This window comes from Peptoniphilus sp. SGI.035 (genome assembly GCF_050315115.1).
GTDB lineage: Bacteria > Bacillota > Clostridia > Tissierellales > Peptoniphilaceae > Peptoniphilus_A.
On the sequence record NZ_JBNPOJ010000004.1, the window covers coordinates 1 to 25,725 of the forward strand.

A 25,725-nucleotide genomic window follows, 5' to 3' on the forward strand; every position below is an offset into this window, starting at 1 on the left:
TTCTTTTTCTATGCTTACATTTATAGTTTTATAGTTTGTGTAAATTACAAGTCCTGGTTTTTTTGCGGGATGCCTCTTAACATTCATTTTAAAAGTATAATCCACAGCAATATTTTTTGATTTTGAAAGTGAACTATACTTTGCAGCTAATTTTGCAGCAGTAATTAATGAATTATTTGTAAAATCTCTATTATCATTTTTTAGTATTACATGAGAACCTGGAGCATCTTTCACGTGAAACCATAAGTCATTTTTTTTTGCTTTTTTATGTGTTAAATAATCATTTTGCTTATTATTTTTACCTATAAAAATATCAAAGCCATCATCTGTTTTTACATAAATATAATTATCTTTATTATCCTTTTTCTTTTTATAACTTTTCTTCTTTTTTATATATCCTTCTTTTTCTAATTCTTCATAAAGTTCATCTATTTCTTCTGGAGTTTCTGCAAAATCAACGTTTAACAAAATTGATTCTAAATAACTAATTTCCGAATTTCCTATTTCAATTTGTTCTGTAAGAAACTTAGCCGCATTTTTTAATTTAGAATATTTTTTGTAATATTTTGATGCATTTGATGGACCATCCAGCTTTGGATCTAAGGGAATTTCAATTTCTTTCATTTCGTTATAAAAATTTTCAACTTTTACTGATTCTGCACCTTTTTCTATTTTATAAAAATTTGAAGAGATTAAATCAGCATAAACCTTAAATTTATCTCTATCTAATGCAATGTTTAATTCATTTGATTGGTTAGAAACCTTTTTTTTCAATTTCTCTATATTTTTTTTTATAGATTTTTTTAGTTCCTTATTTTTTAAACCTAAAGTATCCCTTAAAAATTTAGAATTATAAAATTCTTCAAGAAGGGAAGAGATACTTTCTACTTTGAATTTTTCATTTTCACTTAACTCTTTTAAATCTATTGAATAAAAGTCCTTAAATATTTCATTCCTATAAATCTTTATTGGCGAAAATTTGCATTCTTTTATTTCTTTAAATATTTCTAAAAAAACTTCTTCTAAAATTTTGGTTTCACTTTCAGATAATGAAGATACAATTCTTCTAAAATCAATATTAGATCTATATTCAATTTCACTACATATTTGTGGACTAATACCAGTGAAAATTTTTAAGAAAAAAGATTTTACGTTTAAGTTTTCCTTTGAATTATTAATTAATTCACCTATAGAGTTTACTTCACAAGGATTAAATCCATTTGAAATATCTTCTGGATTATAAATAAGCCCTGGCAGAATTTCTCGAACACTAGATAAATTAAAATTAATTCTTTTTAAGGAATCAATAATTTTTTTTGATTCATCATCAATTAATATAACATTAGAATGCTTTCCCATAAGTTCAATTATAAGTGCTTTTTTAGAAAATTCACCAAATTCATCACGAGATTTCACAAGTATCTTTATAATTCTATCCATTTTATATTGTGAAACTTCAAGAATTTGATTGTTTTCTAAATGTTTTCTAAGAAGCATACAAAAGGCAGGTGGATTTTGTGGACTATCAAAAATCTCTTCACTTAAATAGATTCTAGGACTTCCAGAAATGGATATAAAAAGCCTTTCTTTTTTACCCTTAGCTCTAATATTAATTAAAAGATCATTGTTATTTTGGTAAATTTTATCTATCCTGCCATCTATGATGCGATTATTTATTTCATAAACTAAATTTTTTACTACTGTACCGTCTAAAGACATTTTATCACCTGAAATTTATTATAACATATTTTATAAATTAATATGAAAGGATGGTTTCGGAATGTTTGTTTAGAACAAATGTTAGATTAAAAATAGTAGCAATTTATAAAAAATATTATAAAAGAAAATCAAAATAATTCTTAATGAGAGTGAAAATATATAATTAATTTATGTAATATTAAAATTTATAATTTTAAAGAAGATGTCAAAATCAAGACAATAAAATTTTTACTCATTTCAAATTATTAGATATAGAATAAAGCAAGCTATAAAAATTAATAGCTTTAATATGAATAGCATTTAGATAAAATTTGCTATAAAAATGTATTTTAAAAAATTTATATTTAGAAAATTTAAATTTAAACATCTATAAGGATAATATAAAAATACGGCAAAAAATTCGTATTTGTTTTATTTTGCTTGAATTATATAAAATCGTAAATTTTAATAAGTTTTAGTTGAAAAATGAGCAAAAAGACAATAATAGTCACAAAATTATTATTTTGTGACTATTATTGTCTTTTAAGATCAATTCTTTTATTAGAATATTTATTGTTAGTACTTATTCCCAACCTTATAAATATTACTTATATGAAACTCATTATTTTATTTATACTTTAACTAAAATTAATAAATAAAATTTTAATCTTTTTGTTTAAGTTCCTTTAATGCATTTATTGCAATGTTAACTAACATTTCAGTCCCAAATTTTAAAGCTCTTTCATCTATTTTAAAACCAGGACTGTGATTCAATAAGTTATATCCGTCCTTAACTGTTCCACCACCTAAAATAAAAAAGGCACCTGGTTTAAAGTTTAAATAACTTGAAAAATCTTCACTTGCCATTATTGGTTTTGTAAAAAATATTTTTTCTTCACCGAAAAGTTCCACAGCTGTGTTAATAACAATATCTGATGCTAAATCATTATTTATAACAGGATCATATCCTCTAATATAATTAAATTCATATTCTGCACCATATATTTTACATACTCCATCAATAATCCCTCTTATCTTATTCTCTATGATATCTCTGTTTTTATTGTCAAAAACTCGAATAGAGCCAGATATGTTTGCATATTCAGGAATAATATTAGGAGCATTTCCAGATATAAATTTACATATTGTTATTGAAGATATATCATAAGGACTTAAAATATAATTATTAATTTCATTAATTAAATTAATAATTTTTTGACCCAAAATAATAGGATTTATAGATTTTTCTGGAGTGGAAGAATGTCCTCCTTTACCCTTTAAGGTTATTTCAATAATATCTCCTGATGCCATAAATGGTCCCTTATTAATGGCAATTGTTCCTGGCTCTAAATCTCCAATTAACATTATATGTTGTCCAAATATCATATCGACATCTTCTAACACACCCTTTTTAATTAACGGTATTGCTCCACCTGGCTGTTCTTCTTCTGATGGTTGAAAAATAAATTTAATATTTCCATTTATAGAATCTTTAATTTCATTAAGTACAGTAGCAGCACCCATTAACATTGCTGTATGTGCATCATGTCCACAAGCGTGCATAATTCCTTTGTATTTTGAGGAAAAGGATAAACCTGTATTTTCTTCTATTGGAAGTGCATCCATATCTGCTCTAAGCCCAATTGTAGGCCCGTCGTTTTTCCCCTTTAAATAACCAATAACACTATTCTTAGTTAATTCTTTAAACTCAATATTCCTACAAGAATTAAGTTCATCTTTAATATACTTTGCAGTATTTGTTTCTTGATTTGATAATTCGGGGTTTTCATGAATGTGTCTTCTCCACTTTATAATTAAATTCTCTAGATTATCACTTATAAATTTCATAAATACTCCTTTATTTAAATCATATTACATATGATTCCAACCAATATTACTGAATAAGTCGAATATATATGGAACCTCATACTTGTGCGTTATTCTAGAACCTACCACAATATTTGCCATAAGAAACATGTTAATACATACTTTATTATTAATAATAGTTATAAAAGTTAGCGATACATTTTCATGCCTTATTTTCCAATTAATTTTTAATTATTCTATATCAATTCCTATTTTAAACAATAAAACTATATTAAAATATAGAATATGATGATTTATTATCTTGTACTTTATCACTTGAAGTTCTCAATTCTTCTAAAGTCTTATCTTTTTTTGCATCATCTGTGTTATTTTCATTTCCTTTTGATTCTTTATTGTTTTCTTCGTAATTATATCTTTTTCCCTTAGTTTTAAATTTACCAGAAATATAAACAGAGTTTTCTTTCCAATCTACACTTAGTCCTAGTGTTTCTGAAATAAATCTAATTGGAACATAAGTCCTACCATCATATAAAATTGCTGGAGAATCTAAATCAACTATATTATCTATTCCTGCCTTATTAACCTTTGCCTTTGTTGAATTGATATCAATTTCAACTAATACATCTACGGCACCAATTAAAATCCCACTAGTTTTTGCTTCCTTTTTTTGGTAATAATTAATTTGCGCACCCATATTTTCAGAAATATATCTAATTGGTACCATAACCCTATTTGTGTTTTTATCGATGTATGCCCTTCCCATGTTTTCTGGAATTGATTGAATATTATTGTTAATGTAAATGTCAATATTTTTATCTAAGGCTTCCTTTGGTAATTTTCCAACTGCAAAAACAGATGTACTTAACATTATAGTCATAATTCCAGCCAAAACAATTTTTTTTAATTTTTTCATATTTTCTCCTTGTTATTTTAAATTTATTTTTCTTTAACTTTTGAAAGTGGATTAGATTCAACCATCTTTTTAAGTGCTTTTTTATTTATATGTGTATAAATTTCCGTTGTACTAACAGATTCGTGTCCTAATATCTCTTGCAAAGACTTTATATCTGCATTTCCATACTCATATAAAAGTGTAGCTGCAGTATGTCTAAGTTTGTGAACCGAATATTTATTTGTGTCCAAGCCAGAATTTTTCATGTGCTTTTCAATCATGTGCTGAATTGATCTATTGCTCATTCTTTGCTGTCTCATTGATAAAAATAACGCATCATCTTTGATTTGTGGTCGAAGCTTTAAATACTCATTTACAGCATAAATACAAGCCTCATTAAGATAAATTGTCCTCTCTTTGTTGCCCTTTCCTATTACTTTTAATGTATTATCATCCTTTAAGTGAGAAATATTAATCCCAGCAAGTTCTGAAAGTCTCATTCCACAATTTAAAAATAATGTGACTATTGCATAATCTCTTTTTTTATAAATTGGCTTTATCTTTGATTTTTCAATAGTTTGCAAAAGATTTAAACTTTGATCTAGTGATAAATATACTGGGAGAGTCTTTTCAACTTTAGGCATATCAATATCTATTACTGGATTTTTCTTTATAATTTCTATTTTTGTAGAAAGATAATTATAAAAACTTCTAATAGATGATATTTTTCTAAACTTAGATCTATTTGATATCTTTCTTTCTCTTTCTAAGAAAGCATTATAGGCATATATATCTTGTTTTGTAACGCTTTCTAAAATCTCCGGAGTAATATCTTCAATAGGTATATCGTCAAAATCAATAGAATCACTTACTAAATTTTTTCTTTTTTTAATAAATCTTATGAAGATTCTTAAGTCATAGTAATACTCTTTTACAGTATTCTCCGAAGATCCCTTTGTAGATTTCATGTAATCTAAGAAATCATCAACTAAGTTTGACTTTATCAATTTCTCACCTCCTATAAAAATAAAAACCTGACATAAGTCAGGTTCCTAATTATTTAGCGTATTCAACTGCTCTAGTTTCTCTAATGACATTAACTTTAATTTGTCCTGGAAAATCTAGCTCAGACTCTATTCTCTTTACTACATCTCTAGCAGTAATTGTAATTTCTGCTTCTGAGATTTTTTCAGGCTTTACTATTATTCTAATTTCACGACCAGCTTGAACAGCATAAGATTTTTCAATACCTTCAAATTCATTTGCAATTTCTTCTAGTTTTTCAAGTCTTTGAATATAAGATTCAACCGTTTCACGTCTTGCACCAGGTCTTGCTGCGGAAATAGCATCAGCAGCTTGAACTAAAACTGATTCAACACAGTTTGGCTCTACATCACCATGATGAGATTGAATTGCGTTAATAACATATTCTGATTCGTGATATTTCCTTGCAATTTCAACTCCAATATCAACATGTGGAGCATCTAAATTTCTATCTACAGATTTTCCTATGTCGTGTAGAAGTCCCCCTCTTTTAGCTAGCTTAACGTCTGCACCAATTTCACCAGCTAAAATACCAGCGATTTCAGCAACTTCAACAGAATGCTTAAGGTTATTTTGTCCATAACTAGTTCTATATTTAAGTCTACCTAAATATTTAATAATTTCTGGATGAAGTCCATGAACTCCAGCATCATATGCTGCCTGTTCACCAGATTCTTTTATAATTGTTTCAACCTCATTTTTAGCTTTCTCAACAGTTTCTTCGATTTTTGTTGGATGAATTCTGCCATCATTTACAAGTTTCTCCAAAGCTACTCTTGCTATTTCCCTTCTTATAGGATCAAAACAAGATAATACAACAGCTTCAGGAGTATCATCAATAATTAAATCTACTCCAGTTATTGATTCAATAGCCCTAATATTTCTACCTTCACGTCCAATAATTCTTCCCTTCATTTCATCATTTGGAAGATTTACAACAGCCACAGTAGATTCAGCAACTTGATCAGCAGCACATCTTTGAATAGCCTGTGCTATAACATTTCTAGCATACTTTCCGGATTCTTCCTTTATTCTATTTTCATTTTCTTTAATAATAAGTGCTGATTCATTAGTAATTTCTTTTTTTAATTCATTAAGTAAAATTTCCTTGCCTTCATCTTTTGTGAGACCTGCAACCTTTTGGAGCTCTTCTTCTCTTTGTTTAATAAGTCCATCAACTTGTTCTTCTTTTTCCTTAAGACCCTCTAATTTTTTGTTAAGCTTTTCATCTTTACGCTCTACTTGAGTAGACTTTTTATCTAAAAGTTTTTCTTTAGATAAAACACGTTCTTCCATTTCTTTTATTTCGGCTCTTCTAATCTTAGCTTCATTTTCTTGCTCAGATCTCAATTTTTGGATTTCTTCCTTAGCTTCAACAAGCAAAACTTTTTTTTGTGTTTGAGCTTGACTTTCAGCATCATAAATCATTTTATTAGCTAATTCTTCAGCATTTTTTAGTTTTCCCTCAGAAATATATTTTCTAATAGCATAGCCACAGGCTATACCTATAATACCAATAATAATAGTTAAAGTATTAAAACCCATTCATACACACCTCCTATTTAGTTTTCATGTTTCAAATATAAAATCATTTTCAAGGCATAAGCCTTAAAATTATTTTATATCTTTTAAAAGAATAAGTCAAACATAAAAGTATGTGCATGCGTGTTATCTATTTACTTTTATAAATTGGAATTGCTAATTTATAACCTGGCTTAATATCATAGGATGAGATATTGTTAAGATTTTCTATCTCCATAATAAATTTCATTTTGTTGTTATATTCATAATTATCAGAAATTGTCCATAAAGTATCTCCTTTTTTTACAGTGTAAACTTGAATACCATTTTTTTCTTGCATCATCAAATTTTCATCTTCAAGATTTTTTATAACTAGACCTGAATTAAAAATAAATATTAGTAATAGAAATAAAAAAACTTTTGGCTTGTTAATAATAATTCTTTTCATAAAATCACCTCAAATATTTTGTTCGTAATAAGTTTAAACAACAGTATCAAACAACAGTGTCAAATATAAGTTCTAAACAAATGTTACAACTAAAGTTCTGAAATGTCAAGAAAATTTTACAATTTTTTAAACTTTAGTTTGAAATACTTGTTTAAATGTGTTATTATAAATTTAGAAATATTAGGAGGTAAACTATGTACGAAGATCTAAACCAAAGAGAACTTGAAATTTTATTTTTTATTAAAAGATTTATTGAGTCCAAATCCTACCCACCTACTGTTCGTGAAATTTGTTCTGGTTGCAACATTAAATCAACTTCTACTGTCTATTATGCTCTCGAAAAATTAGAATCAACAAATTATATTAAAAAAGACGCATCAAAAACTAGAGCTATAGAAATTGTTCCACAAGATGATGACATTCTTATGCTTAAAAAGAAAACTGTTGACGTTCCAATAGTTGGTCGAGTAACAGCTGGTGCTCCTATTTTAGCTGTTCAAAATATTGAAGATACTATGCCTCTTCCTGTTGACTTTGTTTCAAATAAAGAACTTTTTATTTTAAAAGTAAGAGGAGAAAGTATGATTAACGCAGGAATTTTTGATGGAGATTATGTAATAATTGAGAAAACAAATTCTGCTAGAAATGGAGAAAAAGTTTTAGCTTTAATTGATGATGAGGCAACTATTAAAACTTTTTACAAAGAAAAAAATAGATATAGACTTCAACCTGAAAATGACACAATGGAACCTTTTTATTTTGATAAAGTTGATATTTTAGGTAAAATCGTTGGGCTTTATAGAAAAATAAATTAAGAAAATTAGGCTAAAAAATAACCTTGCTGTTATCTCACATCAAGGTTATTTTTTTAATGCTTTATGAAGTTCATCTCGACTACAATAATTAAAATTCCCATCTATTCATATTTTAATAATAATTTTGTTTGTAAAATTCTAAATATTACAATCTTTCATTGACATCTATATAAAAAAATATATTTATTACACTTGTTGGCTTTTTGAAAAAATGTTCAAAAATAATCATAATCTAATTACTTAACATACAAAAATATAAAATCTTAAAAAATATTAATTATTATATTTCGATTAGTCTTTCTTTATCAAGTGCATTTAACAAATGTATCAATGCAAATTTTATGTGATAGTAAGATAATCCTCCTTGGAAATATACATAATAAGGTTCTCTCATAGGACCATCTGCTGAAAGTTCAATTGATGAACCCTCTATAAAGTCGCCTGCTGCCATTATTACCTTATCGTTATATCCTGGCATATCCCAAGGGGTTGGAGTGAATTCTGAGTCAACTGGTGAAGAGAATTGGATGTATTTGCAGAATGTTTCTAGAATTTCTGGTCTCTGTAATTCAATTGCTGTTACAATATCACTTCTTGGGTCATCACTTGATGGAATAGTTTTAAAACCTAATTCTTCAAAACATTTTGCAAAAAGTGTTGCTCCTCTTATTGCATCTTCAACAATTTTTGGAGACATAAATAGTCCTTGGAGTATTTGTCTAGTCATGCCAAATGTAAGTCCACAGTCCTTTCCTATTCCTGGAGCAGTCAAAATATTTGCTGCTCTATTTATAAGTTGGGACTTGCCTGCTAGATATCCTCCAGTATAAGAAATTCCTCCACCTGGATTTTTTATAAGAGAGCCTGCCATAATATCTATGTTAAGTTCACTGGGTTCAATTAATTCTGTAAATTCTCCATAACAATTGTCTACAAAAATTTTTATGTCTTTATTTATTCTCTTAACCTCATCAATTGCCTCTTTAAGTTCTAATATAGTAAAAGCTCTTCTATTTGAATATCCTGTTGATCTTTGCATTATTACAAGAGTTGTGTTGTCTTTTATATAATTCTTTATGTTTTTAATATCGATTTTATTATCAACAAGTGGCACTTCAGAATATTCATAGCCTGTTTTTATTAATGAATCAGGACTATTTCCTCTTATGCCTATTACTTTTTGCAATGTATCATATGGAGTTGATGTAATTGACAAAAAGTGATCTCCAGGCTTTAAAACTGATTTTATTGCAAGAGTAATTGCATGAGTTCCAGAGACAATATTAGGTCGTACAAGGCTATCTTCTGTCTTAAAAATTCTCGCATATATGCTTTCTACTTTATCTCTTCCAATATCTCCATAGCCGTAGCCAGTTGTCCAGTTAAAGTCAGTTGATTTTAACCCTTCTTTTTGCATAGCTTTTAAAATTTTAATTTGATTATACTGTGCAATGTCGCTGAACTTTTGAAATCTATCTTGTATTTTTGCTTCATTTTTATTTACAAATTCAATTATTTTCCCATCGATATTGTACTCTTCTTCAAATAATTTATCGTATAATGTCATCTTTTCTCCTGTATTAATTTGCTGTTGATATAATCCTCTATATCATACAAAATAGTGTCCGACTCTTTGTCAAACCATTTTATTCTTTCATCTCTTCTAAACCATGTAAGCTGCCTTTTTGCATAATGTCTTGAATTTTTTTTAATTAAATCCACCATTTCATCAAACTGAATTTCTCCATCTAAATATGAAATAACTTCTTTATAACCAATTGCTTTAAGTGATTGAGAATTTTTATCTAAACCAGCATCTAAAAGGTTTTTTACTTCATTTACGAGTCCTAAATCAATCATTTTATCTACACGAATATTGATTTTTTCATATAATTTATCTCTATTCATGTTTAAACCAATATAAATTAGATTGTAGTCCTCATTTTCTTCTCTAAAATTATTTCCCTTTTTATTTCCACTTTTTAAAATTTCTAAGGCTCTAATAATTCTCTGACCATTGTTTTGGTGAATTTTTTCAGCCATTTCACTGTCTTTGCTTAAAAGTTTCTCGTATAAAAATTCGCTTCCCTCTTCTTCTAAAATATTGTTAAGCTTTCTTCTATACTCATAATCAGGTTTAGTTTCCGTAAAATTTAAATTGTAGACTATTGAATTGATATAAAGTCCAGTTCCTCCAACTAAAAATGGCACTCTTCCCCTATTATTTATACTAGTTATAATTTTTTTTGCCTCATTTTTAAAATCAGCAACAGAAAAATTATCTGAAGGTTCAATAATATCAATCATATGATGAGGAATAGATGTTTCATTTATATCAATTTTTGCCGTTCCTATATTTAGTTTTTTATAAATTTGCATGGAGTCACAGGAAATTATTTCGCCACAATATTTTTTAGCAAGTTTAAGAGAAAGGTCACTCTTTCCTATTCCAGTTGGTCCAGTAATTATAATTAAATTTTCCATTTACTCCCTCAAAAATAATTTTGAAATAGTATGCTTTGATACTTCTACAATTGTCGGTCTGCCATGAGGACATGTATAAGGATTTTCGCAATTTTTTAAATCTCTAATTAAAGATTTAATTTCCATTTCAGAAAGGTCATCTCCAGCCTTCACAGACGCCTTACAAGCCTTTTTCATAATTTTATATAAGTCTGCCTCATAATTCGATGAAATGTCTTTATCAAGAGAATCAATGATATCTCTTATAAAATTTACATAAGTTGGAAGACCAAAAATCATTGGAACTTCCCTTAATACAATAGAATTATCTCCAAAGTTTTCGATTTTAAATCCGAGTTTAGTAAATAAATCTAAATAATTTAAAATTTTATCATACTCAATTTGATTTAGTTGAATTATCTCTGGCTTTAATAATATTTGTGAAGTAATTTCACTATTTAAATACATGTGCAAAAACTTTTCATAATTTACTCTTTCATGCGCTGCGTGTTGATCAACTACAAAAACAATGCCATCTCTTTGATTTTCTAAAAGAATATAAGTTTTGAAGAGAATTCCTACAATATTTGTATTTAAAAGTTTTTCGTCAATTTTACTTTTTTTATTATTAAATAAAAAATTATTTTCTTCATGAGTTTCTTGATTTAAAGTTTTTTCCTCATTCTTCTCAATTTCATTTTCTTTATACAAAACTGCATCTTCATTAAAGGCATTAAATAAATTGTCTTCATAATTTCTATCTTGTGATTCTTTTTTTAAATCCCATATACTTTTTAAATTTGTATGAGATTCATTGCTTTGAGAATCATCTCTTGGTTCCTCATCATCTCCAAAAATATCAAAAACATTTATATTTTCTTTTTTATCTTCAATTTCGATTTCCCTTATACTTCGATTTGGGTAAATTACTTCCTCAACAATTTCAGTTAAAATAGCATTTAAAATATTTTCATTAGAAATTTTTATTTCATTTTTCTTTGGATGAATATTAACATCAATTAACTTTGGATCAATATCAATATATAGAACAAACACAGGATATCTATTTAGCGGAATTAAAGAGTGATATTTTTTTTCAACGGCTCTTGAAATATTAACATTTCTAATAAATCTTCCATTTACAAATATATATTGACTGTCTCTATTTGATCTAAAAACTTTATTGTCAGAGAAAAATCCTTTAATTTTATAATTTTCTGATTCAAAAGATCCCTCATTTAATGAAGATGCTATTTCTGAACCTAATATGCTAAATATTCTGTTAATTGGGTCCCTGTCGCTTCCAGTATTTAAAATAGTTTTTCCATCTCTTATTAATGTAAACTTAATATTATTATTGCTAAGGGCAATTTTTTGTACAATATCAATTATATTATTTATCTCTGTTAAATCTTTTCTCAAAAATTTTTTTCTAACAGGAGTGTTATAAAAAACATCATTAATTACAAAAGTTGTTCCCTTTGGCATTCCTACTTTATTCTTCTTTATAATTTTTCCATTTTCTATTACAAGAGAATTACCTGCAATGTCTTCTTCTCTTTTTGTCATAAGTTTTATTTTTGAAATATTTGAAATACTTGCAAGAGCCTCTCCTCGGAAACCAAGAGTTCTAATTTTTTCAAGATCTTCAATTTTTTCAAGTTTTGAAGTTGAATGACGTAAAAATGCAACATTAAGATCTTCTTCAGAAAATCCAGATCCATTATCTGAAACCTTGATAAAATCTGTACTCTCTCCTCTAATTTCTACGAGAATATTATCTGCACCTGCATCAATAGAATTTTCTACTAATTCCTTTACAATTGAAGCAGGATTTTCTATTATTTCTCCTGCAGCTATTTTAGAAATAGTTGCTTCATCTAAAAGTCTAATCATTATAACTCCTTGGATTTATTTACAATTTCATTTAGTAAATTAAAAGCTTCCATTGGACTTATTTCAAGAATGTTAATTTCCTTTAATTTGTCAATAAAATTTAATATTTCGGGATTATTGTTTTCTTTTTTAATATATTCTTTGTTTAAGTCAATGCTAATATCTTCGTTTTCCCTTTCAATTACATTCAAAATCTCTTTGGCTCTATTTATTATTGAATCATCAATACCTGCAAGCTTTGCAACATCAATTCCATAGGAGTTATTTGAAAATCCTTTAATTATTTTTCTTAGAAAGATTATTTCATCATCTTGTCTATCAACTGCAATAGTTAAATTTTCTACAGAATCGTATTTATCTTCAAGATGAACTAACTCGTGGTAGTGAGTTGCAAAAAGAGTTTTAGCTTTAATATTTTCTGCAATGTATTCGATTATTGCATTTGCAATTGCAAGACCGTCAAAAGTGCTTGTTCCCCTGCCAACTTCATCTAAAATTAATAATGATTTAGGAGTTGCGTTGTCGATTATGTCTGCAACTTCTTGCATCTCAACCATAAATGTAGATTGTCCTTTAGAAAGATTGTCACTAGCACCTATCCTTGTAAAGATTCTATCCACTAAGGATATATTTGCACTATCGCAAGGCACAAAGCATCCTATATGAGCCATAATTGTTATAAGAGCAACTTGTCTCATGTAAGTTGACTTACCAGCCATATTTGGACCAGTAATTATGTGAATCATATGCTTTTTTGTGTCAATATATGTGTCATTTGGAACAAAAAAATCATCCTTCATATAGGTTTCTACAATTGGATGTCTTCCATTTATTATTTCTATAAAGCCATCTTCATTAAACTTTGGTCTTACATAATTATTTAAATTAGAAACTTTTGCAAGGGATAAAAGAGAATCTAAATTTGAAAGATTATCCGCCAAAATTTGTATTCTATAAATTTCGCTTGCAATATAATCCTTTAATTCATTATAAATTTCAGATTGAAGAGTTAGGGCTCTTTCCTTTGAACCAAGAAGCTTTCCCTCCATGTTTTTTAATTCTAAGGAAAAAAATCTCTCTGAACCAACTAAGGTTTGTTTTCTTATATAGTCATCGGGAACTTGGTCTAAAAAAGATTTTGTTATTTCAATAAAATATCCAAGAATTTTATTATGTTTAACTTTTAATTTTTTTATCCCAGTTCTTTCTCTTTCTTTGTTTTCAAAATCAAGTAACCAATTTTTACCTTCAATTGCATATTTAAAAAGTTCGTCTAAATCTTCAGAATAACCTTCTCTAATTATTCTATTATCCTCAATAACGACTGGAGGATTTTCAATTAAAATATTTTGAATTTTTTCATAAATATTAGTTAGATCTATGAATTTTTTTCCCAAATATTTTAAATTTTCATTGTTATAATTTTCTAAAATTTCTTTTATCTTTTTCGAATTTATAATTGTATTTTTAAGTGATGCAACTTCGCGAGGATTTATGCTTCCATTGGAAATTTTTACAACAAGTCTTTCAATATCATAAACTTCCTTTAACAATTTTTCTAATTTGTCTTGAAGAAGTAAATCCTTAGTAAAAGCTTCTATTAAGTTTTGCCTTTCTAATATTTTATCTATATTTACAAGAGGACTTTCAACCCATTTTTTTAATTTACGTGAACCCATAGATGTACTACATTTATCCAAAACATCTAATAGAGAACCTTTCTTGGTAAAGGTGTTAAGACCCTTTACCACTTCAAGAGTTCTTTTTGAACTTTCATCTAAAATTAAATAATCAAAATTATTGTAATATTTTATATTATTTATGTGTTTTAAATTTATTTTTTGAGTAACTACTAAATACTGTAAAATCTTTTTTAATGATGTGTAATCAGAAATATTATTTTCATAAATAAAATTTTTTAAACTGCTCTTAAAATTTTCACTAAAATATTCTCCTAGTTCTTTAAATAAATTTATATCTTTTAAATTTTCAGAAATATAAGGATTAATAAAAATATTATCTCTTTTAATTTTATCTTTAAATTTAGAAGTAATCTCTTCGTTTAAAAGTATTTCATTGGGACTAATTCTGTCAATTTCATCTTGTAAAAAATTATAAAGCTCTGTTTTTGACAAAAAAGTTTTTTCAGTAAAATAAATTTCACCAGTAGAATAATCTGAATATGTTAAATTTAAAGAATATCCGTGAATAAAAATCGAAAGCAAATAATTATTTAAATCACTCTTTAAATATTCTGTATCCGTAAATGTTCCTGGAGTAATAATTTGAGTAACTTCTCTTTTTACTATGCCTTTTGCAAGTTTTGGATCCTCTACTTGATCGCAAATTGCAACCTTATAGCCCTTATTTATTAATTTTGAAATATAACCTGATGCCACATGATAAGGAACTCCGCACATCGGAGCCTTATCTTCTAGTCCTGCATCTCTTTTTGTAAGAGTTATTTCCAACTCTCTAGAAGCAAGTAGTGCATCATCAAAGAACATTTCATAAAAATCGCCAAGTCTAAAAAATAAAATTGCATCAGGATTTTTATCTTTAACAGCAAGATATTGCTGCATCATAGGTGTTAAATTTTCACGATTCAATTTTTTCACCTACTAGAGAAAAACTATTAGCATCCTTTACTCTAACTTTTAAAATTTTACCTATATCATTTTTATTTCCATTAAAATTAATAAGCTTAAATTCATCAGTTCTTCCACTTACATATGTGTTGTCCTTTTTTGAAAAATCTTCAACCAATACATCTACATCTCTTCCAATAAATGCTTTATTTTTCTTCTCTTGTATTGGATATAAAATTTCCAAAAGTCTTTCAAATCTCTCATGCTTAACTTTATCAGGAACTTGCTCCATTTTCGCAGCAGGAGTATTTTCTCTCATAGAATATATAAAAGTAAAGGATGTATCATACTCAACTTTTTTAACTAAATCTAAAGTGTCGAGAAAGTCTTCTTCACTTTCCCCAGGAAAGCCTACCATTATGTCTGTTGAAAGGGCAATATTTGGATTAACATTTTTTACTTTGTCAATTTTTCTTAGATAATCTTCCTTAGTATATTTTCTATTCATCATTTTTAAAACTCTTGAAGAACCAGCTTGAACTGGAAGATGCAAAAAGTTACAAAGTTTATTTAAATTTTTGAAGGAATAAATTAATTCATCGGAGATATCCTTTGGATGAGATGTCATAAATCTTATCCTCTCAATTCCTTTGATATCATTAATTTCTTCAATTAGATTTGCAAAAGAAAATTTATCGTCAAAATTTTTGCCATAAGAATTTACATTTTGCCCAAGAAGAGTCACTTCTTTAGTTCCATTTTTTGCTAATTCTTCAATTTCTCTAATTATTTCAATTGGTTTTCTACTAGTTTCTCTTCCCCTCGTATAAGGAACTATGCAATAGGAGCAAAAATTATTGCAACCATACATAATATTCACATAGGATTTGAAATTATAAAGTCTATTTGCACCAAGAGAATTATCTATGCTAAGTGGATTTTCCTCAATGTCAATTGAAAGTTTTCTGCCACCATAGGATGAACTTAAAAGTTCAGGAAGCTTCCAAATATTATTTGTTCCAAAAATAATATCAACATTTGGAAACTTTTCTATCACATAATTTCTAGATTCCTCCCTTTGCATCATACACCCACATACTGCAACTTTAATATTTTTTTTCTTAGACTTTAAATTTTTCAAATTTCCAAGTTGACCATATACTTTGTCTTCAGCAGAATGTCTAACAGAGCAGGTATTTAAAATTACAAGATCTGCATCTTCAACATCATTTACAAAAGTATACCCCATTTTTTCAAGAAGCCAAGTTATTTTCTCAGAGTCATGTTCATTCATTTGACAACCATGAGTTATAACAAGAGCTTTTTTTTCATCAACGTTTTCTTTTATATTTCTAATATATTCATTAATATTGTTATTTATATCATTAATTAATTCTTTATTTTCCATTTACATCCTCATTTCATGTGTTTATATTATAACTGAAAAATAGCTTATTTATCAAGAAAAGAGTATGCAAATACATACTCTTAGCCTAAAATACTATTTAAATATCTCGCAACATATACACCACAAGCAGAAGCTTGAGAAAGTGAATGAGTTGCACCTCCACCATCGCCTACGACAAAGAGACCTTCTACTGAAGTTTCAAAATTTGAGTTAGTTTCTACTCTTGAATTATAAAATTTAACCTCAACTCCATATAAAAGAGTGTCGTCATTTGCAGTCCCTGGTGCAATTTTATCAAGTGCATATATCATTTCAATAATTGAATCCAATTGTCTTTTTGGAATTACAAGAGATAAATCTCCTGGTGTTGCTTTTAAAGTAGGCTCTGTAAAACATTTAAGCATTCTTCTTGTATCAGATCTTCTTCCCTTAACAAGATCTCCAAATCTTTGTAAAAGAACTCCACCACCTAACATATTGCTAAGCTTTGCTATGGATTCACCATATTCATTTGAATCTTTGAAAGGTTCTGTAAATGTATTGCTAACTAACAGAGCAAAATTTGTATTATCAGATTGAAGTTTTGGATCCGCATAGGAATGTCCATTTACAGTTATAATTCCATTAGTGTTTTCCGCTACTACTTGTCCATAAGGATTCATGCAAAAAGTCCTCACAAGGTCATTGTAAGCTTTAGTTTGATAAACTATTTTTGATTCATATACAGCGTCTGTTATATGCTTAAAAACTTCAGCGGGAAGTTCAACTCTAACCCCAATATCCACTTGATTTGAAAATAAATTAATATTAAACTTCTTACAAATTTGTGAAATCCATTTTGACCCACTTCTTCCTGAAGCAAGAACTAATTTATTGCAATAAAATATTTCACCCTTATCAGTTGTTAGTTTAAATTCATCATTTTTTTCAACATCGACAATGGTTGTATTAAAAATCATGTCAATAGTATCCTTTGTCCACTCAAAAATCTTTTCTAAAATCTTTACATTTCTATCAGTTCCAAAATGTCTGACTTTAGCATCTAGTAAATGAAGATCATGCTTTAGTGCAAGAGTCTTTAAATTTGAAGCAGTTGTTTCATAAAGTTTAGAATTTCCACCGTCAAACTTACAAAGAACAGAATCCACATACTCCATTAATTCAATTGACTCATCTTTTCCAATATAATCATGCATTTGTCCGCCAAAATTCGTAGTTATATTATATTTTCCATCAGATAAAGTTCCTGCACCACCGTATCCATTCATGATGTTACAAGGTTTACATCCAATACAATTTTCAACTTTACCTGTTTTTATTGGACATTGTCTTTTATAAATTGTATTTCCCTTATCAATTACTAAAACTTTTAAATCTGAATTTAATTTTTTAAATTCATAGGAAGCGAAGACACCACTGGCACCTGCTCCAACAATTATCACATCGTACTTATTCAAATTATTTCTCCTCGCTAAAAATACTCATAAAATCAGTGAATCTTTTTGGAAATTCATCTATAATTTCAATAACTTCACCTGTTATTGGGTGAATAAATTTAAGTTTATAAGCATGTAAAAGTTGTCTATTAACTTTATATTTATTTTTTATACCGTAAGTTTCATCCCCTACAACTGGATGATTTACATATGATAAATGTACTCTAATTTGGTGCGTTCTTCCAGTATGCAGTAGAACATCAAGCAAAGTAAATTTATCAAAATTTTTTAAAACATGAAAACTTGTAGAAGAAGGCTTAGAGTTTTCTTCAATTACTTTCATTTTTATTCTATTATTAGGATCTCGTCCAATGGATGCATCAACTTTAAAATCTTCATCGATAAATCCGTGGACTATTGCCAAATAATGTTTTTCAATTTTGTGATTTTTAAACATTTCTATGAGTTTGTAGTAGGCTTCGTCTTTTTTTGCAATAATCATAAGACCAGATGTATCTTTATCAAGCCTATGTACAATTCCCGGTCTTTCCTCATCTATCGGATTAGATAAATCTTTAAATCTATATAGTAAACCATTTACGAGAGTACCACTAATATTCCCAGCTCCAGGATGCACAACTAAATCCTGTGGCTTTGATATTACAGCGAGATAATCATCCTCATATAAAACTTTAAAATCAATTTTCTCTGGGAGAAGTTGCTTCTCATTTTCATAAGATACTGTAACTATATCGCCCTTTTTTAAACTATACCCAGCTTTTACAATTTTCCCATTTAATATTATATTACCTGATTTAATATACTTTTTTATCTGAGATCTATTTATTTCAAGCTTTTTATCTAAAAATTTATCAAGTCTAGTGTCAACAGCCTCTGAATTTATTACAAAAGTATTTTTATACATACATCACCTTTTATTGTCGTGAAGAACTATTCCAATAGAAATTAAAATTGTCCCAATAACAATAAACATATCGGCAAAATTAAAAATTGCAAAATCATGTCCAAAGAACTTCATGCTAATAAAATCAACGACATAATGAAGTCTAATTCTATCAATAAAATTTCCAATAGTTCCACCAATAAGAAGACTGAAACTTAATAAATAAATAAAAGGCACCTTATTGTAATTTTTAACCAAAAATATTATTAAAACTAGTAAAACTACAATTGTAATTATTGCAAATAAAAATCTAAATCCTTGCAAAATTCCAAAGGCTGCACCTCTATTTTCTATATAGTATAGCCTCAAAAAATCATCTATTAATACAATTGGATTTTCGTTTGCAATATTAGTAACTACCAAATATTTTGTGAATTGATCTATAATTATTAAAATAATGCTAAAAATAGCAACAAACATAATAATCTCCCTTATTTGTTTAATCTCACTATAACTACAAAATTTCCTTTTCTGGTATTTCCCTCTACATCATAAATTTTAAATCTCCCGTACTTTCTTAATGAAACTAAGTCGCCTAAATCTAATTCAAAATGAGATCTAGTTTCAACAGAAAAGTTGACTTTCACAAGTTCATTATTTATCATGTTTTTTACCTTTGACCTTGATAAATTAAAAACTTTTGAAATTAAATTGTCAAGTCTAAAAGATGATACAATAATTTTTTTATAATCAAATTCTTTTTTAGGAAGATCTAGAGCTTTTTCTTCACGACTAAGAATAACATTATGTTTGGAAATTTTTGTGAGATTTATTTCTATGAAGTTTGCAATTTCTCTTTTAACAAAAAAATAAGTGAATTTTTCTCCAATTAAAATATCACCTATTTTTCGTCTGTCTATGCTCAAACCCAAAATTGATCCAAGCACATCGCTATGTTTAATTTTTTCATTAGATTCAAATTTGAATAAGACAATATCCTCTGCATCATTTTTATATTTAAAACTTGGATAAATATATATGATATTAGATTCACTGTCTTCATATCCCCCAAAAACTTCATAGGAAATCTCATTTTTAAACCTATTTAAAATGGAAATAGATAAATTAATCTCATGAGGATTTAAAAAGTCAGTAGATGTAGTTATATAACTATTCATTACATGCTCCATCTTATCAATAACTTTCCTTATAGCAGTCCTTTCCTCAGGTCTGTTTATATGATTAATTAAATCTATTCTATTTAATTTTACCAAGGAAACATTCCATTGTTTTTAAGTTGCTCTTTTAATCCATCAATTTCAACATTGTTTGGTGCTAAGATAAAAATATCTTTATTAACTTTTTGCATCTTGCCATCAACTGCATAAAGAGCTCCACTTACGAAATCGAAAATTTGTCTTTTAACATCAACATCAAGTTGTTCAAAATTTAAAACAACTGCTTTGAAATCTCTTAAATCATCAACAATAAGTGGTGATTCATCATAAGAAAGTGGTTCGTGGACTGTAATTACCATACCATTTGATGATACTCTAGGTTTAGCTTTAGAATGAGTAATACTCTTTGTTGTATAAGTAGGTTCAGCCACTTCATTTTCCTTAACATCATTTTCAAACTCATCGTCAAAATCTTCGTATTCATATTCATCTGCAAAACCGAAAATTTTCTTTAATTTGTCCATTGTTTTTTCTGCCATAATATCCTCCTAATTATAATTTCTATTTCCAAATAATTTAGAACCAACCCTAATCATATTGGATCCTTCTTCTATTGCCAATTTAAAATCATGGCTCATACCCATTGATAAATATTTCATTTCAACACCTTCGTATCTTTTTGACGAAATATTTTCAAACATATTATTCATTTTTTCAAATAATTTTCTTAGAAAAATCTCATCAGGACTATTGGGTGCAATTGCCATAAGACCTTTAATATTTATATTTTTATAATCTAAAAGTTCATAAATAAAATCTTCAGTATTCTTATATTTTATGCCAGATTTTGTTTCTTCATTGCCAATATTTATTTGAACAAGACAATTTACTTTTATATTATCCCTTGCTGCTCTTTTATCGATTTCTTGAGCTAATTTTATTCTGTCAAGAGACTGAATTAATTCTACTTTGTCATAAATATATTTTACTTTATTAGTCTGTAAATTGCCAATTAAATGAAAATTTATTTTATTATTTTTTAATTTATTTTCAATTTCTTTATCTTCAATTTTTGAAACAAGCTCTTGAACTTTATTTTCGCCAAAATCTATGACACCAAGTTTATTAAATTCCTTTATCATTTCAACAGGATGTGTCTTTGAAACAGCAATTAGCTTGACATCCCTTCTAAAGTTAGAATGATCTTTTGCAAGCTCAATGTCTTCATAAAGTTTTTTTAAATTTTCTTCTAAATTCAAAATATCACCTCAATTTAATATCCTTGACTCATCCACAGTTTTTGGACTCAATACAATGGCATCATTTACAGTTACAGTTTTATAACTCTTATCTCCAATATTAATCACCGATTGTTTGTTGCCCTTATTAATAAATACATTGTCGCTATTTTCATTAACTATTTCAACTGGCACAAATTTAACAAGACCCTTTATCTCTTGAACGTATACTCCCGTCAAATTATTTCTATCAATTAAAGTGGATTTTGGAATTTCAAATCCCTTAGTTTTATTTACAATAATTTTTCCATCATGAATCCTATTTGAATACACATTTTCAAAATATCTATCTAAACTTACAATTATAACTGCATGATCCTTATCCTTATTTATTTTTTCCACATTGCCATATAAATTTTCTATATCAGGAATTTGAATCTTTACTGAATCACCAATGTTGTAATTTGTAATCTGTGATACGTTATTTATAGTGCAAGCGACTTTCCAATTAAGATTATTTATAATCTTAAAAAGAGGATCACCATTCTTTACTTTAGTTTCCATTTCTAAACTTTTAAAATTATAATTTTTGTCTAGATATTTATAAGTAAACTTATCAAGATTATCAATTTTGAAATAATCTTCATTTCCATCTATTTTGTAAGAAACAATGCCACTAAATTCAGTAACATATGAATAATTATATTTTGAAATCCTCCCTTCTAAATCCTTCTCTTTAAGCACAAGAGCATCTTCAGATAATGAAAGATAATCTTTTAACTCTGCCTCGTTAATATTTTCTATAGAAGCTTCATCAGAGGAATTAATATCAAAGTAAACTCCAGAATAGTTTTTATTCTTAATTTGTTCCTGAAGATCTCTTGTAAAACTATGATTGTTTTCTTTTTCTACGGGTTCAATCCCCTTTTTAATTTTTAATGCTGCTTTAACCTTATTTAACTCATCTTTTAAAGAAGAAACATCTTCCATCAAATTTAAATTTGCAACTTCATAACCCGCTGGAACTTTTTGTCCTTCACTAGCATGAAAAACGGCGATGCCATCGCCTATAGAAAAATATGTTTTTTCCTCAAATAGATTATAAATTTTTGTATCAATGTCTTTTTCAAAAGTGGTCAAAGTTGGAAATATTGTTTTATAATTATTTGTGCGATTGCCTCTTATTAATTTTGTAAAAAATATCATGATAATAATAAATAATAAAAGAGCAATTAACCTTCGCCTAAAAAATTTATTTTTTTTTAAAAAATTATTCAAATAACCACCTATTCATCAAATAATTATATCACAAACTCCCGCAATATGTTATTATTCGAAAAAGATTTGCTCTATTTCGTCCTTGTTTTTTCTCGTCATTAAATCAAATACAGCTTTTTTTGGATCATAATTTTCATACAGTACCTGGTAAAGTGCATTTGTTATTGGCATTTCAATGTTTTTTAGCTTTGAAAGTTTATAAGCAGACTTTACAGTTTTTACACCTTCCACAACTTGACCAACTTCTTTGCAAGCCTCATCCATGGATTTTCCCTTGCCAATTAAAATTCCAGCTCTCCTATTTCTTGAGTGCATACTTGTGCAAGTAACAATTAAATCTCCAACTCCTGACAAGCCATTAAATGTATGAGGATTTGCACCCATTGCAATGCCAAGCTTACTCATTTCATAAATTCCACGAGTCATAAGAGCAGCCTTTGAGTTATCACCATAGCCAAGTCCATCATTCATTCCTGCAGCTAGTGCTATAATATTTTTAAGAGCTCCTCCCATTTCAACTCCAATTAAATCAGGATTTGTGTATATTCTAAAAATTGAAGTAGAAAATTCATGTTGGATAGTTTTCGCTGCCTTCAAATCTGTAGACGAAACCACAACTGTTGTTGGAATATCCCTTCCAACTTCTTCGGCATGAGATGGACCTGAAAGGGCAACAAATGAATTATCTTTTAAAACTTCAGCTGAAATCTCTGATATTCTATCTAGTGTTTCAAGTTCAATACCCTTAGACAAATTTACAATAATTGTCTTTTTTGGAATCTTCCCCTTAATATTTTCTAGAATTTCTCTAGCACTTGAAGTTGGCACTGCAAGTACAAAAACATCAATATTGCCTAGAACACTAGACAATTCATTGGTTAGATTTATATCGTTATTAAACTTAGCTCCTGGAAGATATTTTGTATTTTCTTTATTTTTTTTTATATCATTTACTACAGATTTATTTCTAATATAGAAGTTTACATTATGTCCTTTATTTGACAAAAGCCTTGCAACAGCAGTTCCCCAGCTTCCACCACCACATAGTGTGATATTCATTTTTTACCTCCTATTTTATTTTCATTTCCATTTATAATTCTCTTTATATTTTCCTTATGTCTTATTATTCCAATTAAAGCAATTACAATAATCAAAATTATATTTGCAATACTTAGTTGGGACATAAAAGTGTAGACAATGATAATTGAAATGAAAAATAAAATTGAACCAACTGAAACCATTTTTGTGAGAACAGTTCCTAGAACCCATACAATGTAACATATTAAAGTGAGTGGAAAATTAAAAAGTGCAAGTGCGCCCAGTGTAGTTGCAACGCCTTTTCCACCTCTAAAACTCATATAAAATGGAAAATCATGTCCTATTACCGCTCCAAGTATTCCTAGCGGAACAAAATCCACTCCAAAAATTTTTCCAATAATATAAGTTACAGCCACTCCCTTTAAAAAATCAATCGCAAAAGTCAAAACTCCTGCTTTTTTTCCAAGTACTCTCATTGCATTAGTTGTGCCAGCATTTCCAGAACCGTAATTTCTAATATCTTTATCTAAGAATAATTTACCAATAATATAGGAGCCAGAAATTGTTCCTATAAAATAGGAGAGGATTAAAACTATAAGATAATTCATCTTCTAGGTCCTTTGTCAGCTCTTGAACTAATTCTATTTTTTAATTCCAAAATAATTGGAGTTCCAGCAAAGGAATAACTATCTCTAATTTGATTTTCAATATATCTAAGATATGAGAAATGGAATAATTCTTTGTCATTTACAGAAAGCAAAAATTTAGGTGGTCTGACACTTACTTGTGAACCGTAATATAATTTTCCTCTCTTTCCTTTATCAGATGGAGGTTGATTCATTAAAACAGCTCTATTTAAAATATCATTTAGTACTCCTGTTTGAATTCTGTGATTGTAATTGTTGTTTACAACTTCTATTAAATCCAAAAAATCCTTAACTCTTTGACCGGTTTTTGCAGATATAAATATTATTGGAGCATAAGTTACAAAAGGAAGTTTGCTTCTAATATCTTTCTCAAAATTTTTCATAGTCTTTGTTTCTTTTTCAAGAGCGTCCCATTTATTAACTGCAATAATAATTGCCTTATTATTATCATGAGCATAACCTACAATTTTAGAGTCCTGTTCTGTTACACCCTCAAGAGCGTCAATCATAAGAACGCATACATTAGATCTTTCAATTGCAGTAAGAGTTCTTATAACAGAATACCTTTCAACTCCTGGAATTATTTTTTTCTTTTTTCTAAGCCCAGCAGTATCTACAAAAATATATTCATTGTCCTTATATTTAATTAAAGAGTCAATTGAATCTCTAGTAGTTCCTGGAATATTTGTAACTATTGATCGATTTTCTCCAGTTAAATAATTTAAAAGCGAAGATTTACCAACATTTGGCTTTCCAATTAAAGTTACTCTGATATTATCATCGTCTTCCATATCATTTATTGGTTTAAGATCGCTTACAACTTCATCAAGTAAATCACCTACACCTATGCCTTGTTCTGCACTTATGCCAATGGGTTCACCTAAACCTAATTCATAAAAATCAAAAATATTTTCTTTTGTGATTTTTGAATCATATTTATTTACCGCTAAAACTACTTTAGTCTTGTTTTTCCTCAAAAAATTTGAAATTTCTCTATCTGTTGGATTCAATCCTTCAGCACCATCTACTAAAAATATTACGACATCAGAAGTTTCTAATGCCATATCGATTTGTGCCTTTATATTAGACATAAAAATGTCTTCATCTTTTAAATCAAGTCCTCCAGTATCAACAAGTAAAAATTTATAATTAAGCCATGATGCAGGTTGGTAAATTCTATCTCTAGTTACACCTGGAGTATCCTCTGTTATTGAAATTTTTCTTCCTACTATTTTATTAAATAAAGTAGATTTACCGACATTTGGTCTGCCAATTATTGAAACTATGGGCATTTCCATATAATCACCCCTATCTTATTGATTATAACAAATTAAATTATTAGATTCAATTTAGTATTTACAATTGAGAATAAAAAATCTCCATAGTATAATTTATGTGGTGATATA

Annotated in this window: 22 protein-coding genes; 1 reads left to right on the plus strand and 21 read right to left on the minus strand. The window is 27.9% G+C overall.

Annotated elements, in window-relative coordinates; translation table 11 throughout:
• From ACQRC6_RS02910 to ACQRC6_RS02935, 6 genes are all read right to left on the minus strand, one after another.
• Positions 1–1,719 (minus strand): Rqc2 family fibronectin-binding protein (locus ACQRC6_RS02910; protein ID WP_427847666.1); only part of this gene is annotated, 1,719 nt, incomplete at its 3' end.
• A gap of 642 nt (positions 1,720–2,361) precedes the next feature.
• Entirely contained in the window at positions 2,362–3,546 is a 1,185-nt protein-coding gene (locus ACQRC6_RS02915; RefSeq protein ID WP_427847667.1) for a M20 metallopeptidase family protein, read from the minus strand.
• 250 nt (positions 3,547–3,796) lie between these two features.
• A complete protein-coding gene (locus tag ACQRC6_RS02920) occupies positions 3,797–4,438 on the minus strand; it encodes a copper amine oxidase N-terminal domain-containing protein (protein ID WP_427847668.1) in 642 nt (213 codons plus the stop codon).
• A gap of 23 nt (positions 4,439–4,461) precedes the next feature.
• Positions 4,462–5,424, minus strand: a complete 963-nt coding sequence (locus tag ACQRC6_RS02925; RefSeq protein ID WP_427847669.1) for a tyrosine recombinase XerC — start codon at positions 5,422–5,424, stop codon at positions 4,462–4,464.
• Positions 5,425–5,473: 49 nt separating this feature from the next.
• A complete protein-coding gene (rny, locus tag ACQRC6_RS02930) occupies positions 5,474–7,006 on the minus strand; it encodes a ribonuclease Y (RefSeq protein WP_427847670.1) in 1,533 nt (510 codons plus the stop codon).
• Positions 7,007–7,133: 127 nt separating this feature from the next.
• Positions 7,134–7,430: a LysM peptidoglycan-binding domain-containing protein gene (locus ACQRC6_RS02935; protein WP_427847671.1), complete on the minus strand. Its 297-nt coding sequence runs from the start codon at positions 7,428–7,430 to the stop codon at positions 7,134–7,136.
• A gap of 194 nt (positions 7,431–7,624) precedes the next feature.
• Between ACQRC6_RS02935 and lexA the strand changes: the two genes are divergently transcribed.
• On the plus strand, positions 7,625–8,245 hold the full coding sequence (lexA, locus tag ACQRC6_RS02940; protein WP_427847672.1) for a transcriptional repressor LexA: 621 nt from the start codon (positions 7,625–7,627) through the stop codon (positions 8,243–8,245).
• A 280-nt stretch (positions 8,246–8,525) separates the two neighbouring features.
• Here the strand turns inward: lexA and ACQRC6_RS02945 are convergent, their stop codons facing one another.
• From ACQRC6_RS02945 to der, 15 genes are all read right to left on the minus strand, one after another.
• Positions 8,526–9,812, minus strand: coding sequence for an aminotransferase class I/II-fold pyridoxal phosphate-dependent enzyme (locus tag ACQRC6_RS02945; protein WP_427847673.1), 1,287 nt, complete (start codon positions 9,810–9,812; stop codon positions 8,526–8,528).
• Positions 9,809–10,729, minus strand: coding sequence for a tRNA (adenosine(37)-N6)-dimethylallyltransferase MiaA (miaA, locus tag ACQRC6_RS02950; RefSeq protein WP_427847674.1), 921 nt, complete (start codon positions 10,727–10,729; stop codon positions 9,809–9,811). Before miaA ends, ACQRC6_RS02945 begins: the two co-directional genes overlap by 4 nt.
• Entirely contained in the window at positions 10,730–12,604 is a 1,875-nt protein-coding gene (gene mutL / locus ACQRC6_RS02955) for a DNA mismatch repair endonuclease MutL (RefSeq protein WP_427847675.1), read from the minus strand.
• Positions 12,604–15,222: a DNA mismatch repair protein MutS gene (gene mutS / locus ACQRC6_RS02960; protein ID WP_427847676.1), complete on the minus strand. Its 2,619-nt coding sequence runs from the start codon at positions 15,220–15,222 to the stop codon at positions 12,604–12,606. Before mutS ends, mutL begins: the two co-directional genes overlap by 1 nt.
• A complete protein-coding gene (gene miaB / locus ACQRC6_RS02965; RefSeq protein ID WP_427847677.1) occupies positions 15,203–16,600 on the minus strand; it encodes a tRNA (N6-isopentenyl adenosine(37)-C2)-methylthiotransferase MiaB in 1,398 nt (465 codons plus the stop codon). The genes mutS and miaB overlap by 20 nt, the downstream gene beginning before the upstream one ends.
• 80 nt (positions 16,601–16,680) lie before the next feature.
• Complete coding sequence (locus ACQRC6_RS02970; RefSeq protein ID WP_293557439.1) at positions 16,681–18,057, minus strand: NAD(P)/FAD-dependent oxidoreductase; 1,377 nt, start codon at positions 18,055–18,057, stop codon at positions 16,681–16,683.
• 1 nt (position 18,058) lies between these two features.
• Positions 18,059–18,961 carry an RluA family pseudouridine synthase gene (locus ACQRC6_RS02975; protein WP_427847678.1) on the minus strand — a complete coding sequence of 301 codons (903 nt, stop codon included), beginning with the start codon at positions 18,959–18,961 and terminating at the stop codon, positions 18,059–18,061.
• A gap of 3 nt (positions 18,962–18,964) precedes the next feature.
• Positions 18,965–19,420, minus strand: coding sequence for a signal peptidase II (lspA, locus tag ACQRC6_RS02980; RefSeq protein ID WP_293557435.1), 456 nt, complete (start codon positions 19,418–19,420; stop codon positions 18,965–18,967).
• 11 nt (positions 19,421–19,431) lie between these two features.
• The gene (locus ACQRC6_RS02985) at positions 19,432–20,118 is read right to left on the minus strand and encodes an RNA-binding protein (RefSeq protein ID WP_427847679.1); all 687 of its coding nucleotides are present in this window, start codon (positions 20,116–20,118) and stop codon (positions 19,432–19,434) included.
• 89 nt (positions 20,119–20,207) lie between these two features.
• On the minus strand, positions 20,208–20,657 hold the full coding sequence (locus tag ACQRC6_RS02990; RefSeq protein ID WP_293558971.1) for a cell division protein SepF: 450 nt from the start codon (positions 20,655–20,657) through the stop codon (positions 20,208–20,210).
• 9 nt (positions 20,658–20,666) lie between these two features.
• The gene (locus tag ACQRC6_RS02995) at positions 20,667–21,377 is read right to left on the minus strand and encodes a YggS family pyridoxal phosphate-dependent enzyme (protein WP_427847680.1); all 711 of its coding nucleotides are present in this window, start codon (positions 21,375–21,377) and stop codon (positions 20,667–20,669) included.
• 9 nt (positions 21,378–21,386) lie between these two features.
• Positions 21,387–22,634, minus strand: a complete 1,248-nt coding sequence (locus ACQRC6_RS03000) for an HlyD family efflux transporter periplasmic adaptor subunit (protein WP_427847681.1) — start codon at positions 22,632–22,634, stop codon at positions 21,387–21,389.
• A 51-nt stretch (positions 22,635–22,685) separates the two neighbouring features.
• The gene (locus ACQRC6_RS03005) at positions 22,686–23,693 is read right to left on the minus strand and encodes an NAD(P)H-dependent glycerol-3-phosphate dehydrogenase (RefSeq protein ID WP_427847682.1); all 1,008 of its coding nucleotides are present in this window, start codon (positions 23,691–23,693) and stop codon (positions 22,686–22,688) included.
• Entirely contained in the window at positions 23,690–24,280 is a 591-nt protein-coding gene (gene plsY, locus ACQRC6_RS03010) for a glycerol-3-phosphate 1-O-acyltransferase PlsY (RefSeq protein ID WP_293558979.1), read from the minus strand. The genes ACQRC6_RS03005 and plsY overlap by 4 nt, the downstream gene beginning before the upstream one ends.
• The gene (gene der, locus ACQRC6_RS03015) at positions 24,277–25,617 is read right to left on the minus strand and encodes a ribosome biogenesis GTPase Der (protein ID WP_427847683.1); all 1,341 of its coding nucleotides are present in this window, start codon (positions 25,615–25,617) and stop codon (positions 24,277–24,279) included. Before der ends, plsY begins: the two co-directional genes overlap by 4 nt.
• Positions 25,618–25,725: the final 108 nt, after the last annotated feature.

Coding starts and splice junctions, on each gene's coding strand:
- ACQRC6_RS03005 (WP_427847682.1), bottom strand. CDS start 23,693: ATGAATATCACACTATGTGGTGGTGGAAGCTGGGGAACTGCTGTTGCA.
- miaA (WP_427847674.1), bottom strand. CDS start 10,729: ATGGAAAATTTAATTATAATTACTGGACCAACTGGAATAGGAAAGAGT.
- ACQRC6_RS02985 (WP_427847679.1), bottom strand. CDS start 20,118: ATGAATAGTTATATAACTACATCTACTGACTTTTTAAATCCTCATGAG.
- mutL (WP_427847675.1), bottom strand. CDS start 12,604: ATGATTAGACTTTTAGATGAAGCAACTATTTCTAAAATAGCTGCAGGA.
- der (WP_427847683.1), bottom strand. CDS start 25,617: ATGGAAATGCCCATAGTTTCAATAATTGGCAGACCAAATGTCGGTAAA.
- ACQRC6_RS02935 (WP_427847671.1), bottom strand. CDS start 7,430: ATGAAAAGAATTATTATTAACAAGCCAAAAGTTTTTTTATTTCTATTA.
- ACQRC6_RS02975 (WP_427847678.1), bottom strand. CDS start 18,961: ATGTATAAAAATACTTTTGTAATAAATTCAGAGGCTGTTGACACTAGA.
- ACQRC6_RS02990 (WP_293558971.1), bottom strand. CDS start 20,657: ATGGCAGAAAAAACAATGGACAAATTAAAGAAAATTTTCGGTTTTGCA.
- lspA (WP_293557435.1), bottom strand. CDS start 19,420: ATGTTTGTTGCTATTTTTAGCATTATTTTAATAATTATAGATCAATTC.
- miaB (WP_427847677.1), bottom strand. CDS start 16,600: ATGGAAAATAAAGAATTAATTAATGATATAAATAACAATATTAATGAA.
- ACQRC6_RS02945 (WP_427847673.1), bottom strand. CDS start 9,812: ATGACATTATACGATAAATTATTTGAAGAAGAGTACAATATCGATGGG.
- lexA (WP_427847672.1), top strand. CDS start 7,625: ATGTACGAAGATCTAAACCAAAGAGAACTTGAAATTTTATTTTTTATT.
- rny (WP_427847670.1), bottom strand. CDS start 7,006: ATGGGTTTTAATACTTTAACTATTATTATTGGTATTATAGGTATAGCC.
- ACQRC6_RS02920 (WP_427847668.1), bottom strand. CDS start 4,438: ATGAAAAAATTAAAAAAAATTGTTTTGGCTGGAATTATGACTATAATG.
- plsY (WP_293558979.1), bottom strand. CDS start 24,280: ATGAATTATCTTATAGTTTTAATCCTCTCCTATTTTATAGGAACAATT.
- ACQRC6_RS02915 (WP_427847667.1), bottom strand. CDS start 3,546: ATGAAATTTATAAGTGATAATCTAGAGAATTTAATTATAAAGTGGAGA.